This is a genomic window from uncultured Ramlibacter sp. (assembly GCF_936925435.1).
GTDB lineage: Bacteria > Pseudomonadota > Gammaproteobacteria > Burkholderiales > Burkholderiaceae_C > Ramlibacter.
The window spans coordinates 1-3,367 of sequence record NZ_CAKZHQ010000011.1; the positions used below are offsets into that span (position 1 = coordinate 1).

Consider the following 3,367-nt stretch of genomic DNA (forward strand, 5'->3'; position numbering starts at 1 on the left):
TCGATGGCGGCCTTGATGGCGGCGCCGCCCAGGTCGTGGGCGGACAGGCTGGCGAAGTCGCCCTGGAAGCCGCCCATGGGGGTGCGGGCGGCGCCGAGAATGACGATGGAATCGGACATGGCAAATACTCCTTGTTTGCTTTCAGGACAGTTGGATGAGGGCGCCGCGCTCCTCCTGGGCGATGCGGCGCAGATAGGTCTGGAACTGCGGGTCTTCGCCGCTGAGCAGCAGCGGCAAGGCGTTGTGGAAATCCTCGCGGCGGCACCACTCGCGCATGTAGTCGTCCCAGCTGTTCCAGCGGCGCCGCTCGGTCTCGCCCATCTTGGGCTTGTAGGCGACCAGGTAGGCGCGCTCGAACAGCGACATCAGCATGTCGAAGATCACCAGCATGCGCTCGTTTTGCTCGGGCGTGGGATTGCTCAGGGGTTCGTTGCTGCGCAGCTGCAGGTCGGGATGGACCAGCACCACCTTGAGAAAGTCGTTGTAGGCGTCGGACAGCAGCTGGTAGGCCTCCTCGTCCTCGTTGTCGCGCTCCTTGCGCTGCTCCCAGGCGAAGAAGGCGATGGCGAACGGCAGGGCCAGCGTGGTCACCACGAAGCTGGCGTACTCCCAGAAGTCGCGCCCGGCGATGCCGCCCGCTTCATTCATGCCGGCACCGCCATGCTGCCAAAGCGCTTGTCGCGCTCGTAGGGGAAGACGTCGTGCACGTAGCCGGCAGCGATGCGCTCCTTGTGCGTCTGCCAGAAGCCGGCGTCCAGCAGGTCGGCGTGGTGCTTCATGAAGACCTCGCGCACCGCCGGGTTGCCCAGCAGAAAGGGCGCGAAAGTCTCGGGAAAGACGTCCCTGGGGCCCACCGAGTACCAGATCTCGCCCGACATCTCGTCCTCCTCGTTGCGCGGCGCCGGCACCTTGCGGAAGTTGCAGTCGGTGATGTACTCGATCTCGTCGTAATCGTAGAACACGACCTTGCCGTTGCGGGTGACGCCGAAGTTCTTCCACAGCATGTCGCCGGGGAAGATATTGGCGGCCACCAGGTCCTTGATGGCGTTGCCGTACTCGAGCACCGCCTGCTCGATCTGCTCTTTCGCATGGACGGCGCGCGTCGGGTCGGCAGCCCCGGCCAGGCCGGCGTCGAAGGCCTCCTGCAGGTAGATGTTCAGGGGGATCATGCGCCGCTCGATGTACAGGTGCTTGATCACCACCTCCTCGCGGCCGTCACCGTCGCGGTCGCCGATCTCCAGCTGGCTGGGCGCGAACTTGCGGATCTCATCGATCAGGCCGTCCTCGAAGCGGTCGCGCGAGAAGGCCACCTCGCTGTACTCCAGCGTGTCGGCCATGCGCCCGACTCGGTCGTGCTGCTTGACCAGCAGGTACTTGCCCTTGATCTGCTCGCGCGTCGTGTCCTTTGGCGGCGGGTACCAGTCCTTGATCAGCTTGAACACGTAAGGGAAGGAGGGCAGGTCGAACACCAGCATCACCATGCCCTTGATGCCCGGCGCGATGCGGAACTTGTCGCTGGAGTGCTTCAGGTGGTAGAGGAAGTCGCGGTAGAACAGGGTCTTGCCCTGCTTGGCCAGGCCCAGGGCGTTGTAGATCTCGTTGCGCGGCTTGCGCGGCATCAGCGAGCGCAGGAATTGCACGTAGGCCGAAGGAATCTCCATGTCGACCATGAAGTAGGCCCGCGCGAAGGAGAACAGGGCCTGCAGTTCGTCCTCGCCGAACAGGCAGGCGTCGATCACCAGCCGCTCCCCCGCCTTGCCATGCAGGATGGGCAGGGCGAACGGCACCTCGTTGAAGCCGTTGATGATCTTGCCCACCACGTAGGCGCCCTTGTTGCGAAAGAACAGGGACGACAGCACCTGGATCTGGAAGTTGGCGCGCAGCGTCACCTGGGTCAGGCGCGCGCCGATGGCCGCCAGCACGTAGCCGGCGTCGCGCGGCAGGTCCTCGAAGGGCTTTTGCAGCTGGAAGTTGTCGACGATGCGCACCAGGGTCTCGCCCAGGGTGTCGCGCGTCGGGTAGTAAGCGCGGTAGGTCGGCCTGGCCGCCGGCTCGTCGTTCTCGATGTACTCGGTGCTGACCGCCGGCCGCACGAAGATGAAGTCGTTGTGGAAGTGCGTGCGGTGCAGGATCTTGGTGGTGACCGAGTTGAAGAAGGTCTCGGCCAGCTCGGGCTGGCGGTGGTCCACCAGCAGGCCGATGTAGTGCAGCTTGACCTGTTGCCAGACGTCCATGGCCTGCTCGTGGGCCTTGAATTCCTTTTCCAGCCGGGCGGTCGCCTCCTTGACGCGCAGGTCGTAGAACTCGATGCGCTCGCGCTGGGCCCGCTGCTGGCCGTGCCAGTCGGCTGTCTCGAAGCGGTGCTTGGCGCGTGCCGACTCCGTGCGGAACAGCCGGTAGTGGCGGTTGAAGCCGTCCATCATCGCCTTGGCGATGTCGTAGGCCAGCGGGGAATCCAGGCGCTGCGGGAACACGGCTGGCCTCTGCTCGCGCCTTCAGCTGCGCGCGGCGACCACGCGTTCGACCGCCGCGCGGTACAGCGGCTCGATCTCGTCGGTGCTGGTGATGTTCACCGCCAAGTCCTGCAGCAGGCCGTCATGCACGCCGAAGGCCCAGCCGTGGATGGCGACCTTCTGGCCGCGCGCCCAGGCATCGAGCATCACCGTGCTGACGCAGACGTTGACCACCTGCTCGATCACGTTCAGGTCCACCAGCGCGTCGGCGCGGTTGGCTTCGGGCAACTTGTCCAGCATGGGGCGGTGCCGGTCGCGCACGTCCTGGATGTGGCGGATCCAGTTGTCGGCCAGGCCGATGCGCGTTCCCTCCATCGCTGCCAGCACGCCGCCGCAGCCGTAGTGCCCGACCACCATGATGTGCTCCACCTTGAGCATGTCCACCGCGAACTGGATGGCCGACAGCGCGTTCAGGTCCGAGTGCACGACGATGTTGGCGACGTTGCGGTGGACGAAGACCTCGCCCGGCTCCAGCCCGGTGATCTGGTTGGCCGGCACACGGCTGTCGGAGCAGCCGATCCACATGAACTTGGGCGTCTGCTGCTTGACCAGGCTCGTGAAGAAACCGGGGCGCTCGCGCTCCATCTGCGCGGCCCAGGCGCGGTTGTGGGCAAACAGGTCTTGGAGGGAGGACATGGGGCTATTTTCGCCTGGAAGGCCTACATGGTCTCGGCGAACAGCTCCCGGCCGATCAGCATGCGGCGGATCTCGCTGGTGCCGGCGCCGATCTCGTACAGCTTGGCGTCGCGCCACAGACGGCCCAGCGGGTACTCGTTGATGTAGCCGTTGCCGCCGAAGATCTGGATGCCCTCGCCGGCCATCCAGGTGGCCTTCTCGGCGCACCACAGGATGAC

4 protein-coding genes are annotated in these 3,367 nt (G+C 65.5%); all 4 read right to left on the reverse strand.

Going from position 1 to position 3,367, the window contains the following annotated elements:
- Window positions 1–141 precede the first annotated feature (141 nt).
- Window positions 142–648, reverse strand: a complete 507-nt coding sequence (locus Q0632_RS07335; RefSeq protein WP_298926508.1) for a hypothetical protein — start codon at window positions 646–648, stop codon at window positions 142–144.
- The gene (gene aceK, locus Q0632_RS07340) at window positions 645–2,474 is read right to left on the reverse strand and encodes a bifunctional isocitrate dehydrogenase kinase/phosphatase (RefSeq protein WP_298926513.1); all 1,830 of its coding nucleotides are present in this window, start codon (window positions 2,472–2,474) and stop codon (window positions 645–647) included. The genes Q0632_RS07335 and aceK overlap by 4 nt, the downstream gene beginning before the upstream one ends.
- Window positions 2,475–2,495: 21 nt before the next feature.
- The gene (can, locus tag Q0632_RS07345; protein ID WP_298926516.1) at window positions 2,496–3,149 is read right to left on the reverse strand and encodes a carbonate dehydratase; all 654 of its coding nucleotides are present in this window, start codon (window positions 3,147–3,149) and stop codon (window positions 2,496–2,498) included.
- A gap of 23 nt (window positions 3,150–3,172) precedes the next feature.
- Window positions 3,173–3,367, reverse strand: a 195-nt coding sequence (locus Q0632_RS07350) for an acyl-CoA dehydrogenase family protein (RefSeq protein ID WP_298926520.1), incomplete at its 5' end; no start/stop codon positions are given.

Coding starts and splice junctions, on each gene's coding strand:
- can (WP_298926516.1), bottom strand. CDS start 3,149: ATGTCCTCCCTCCAAGACCTGTTTGCCCACAACCGCGCCTGGGCCGCG.
- Q0632_RS07335 (WP_298926508.1), bottom strand. CDS start 648: ATGAATGAAGCGGGCGGCATCGCCGGGCGCGACTTCTGGGAGTACGCC.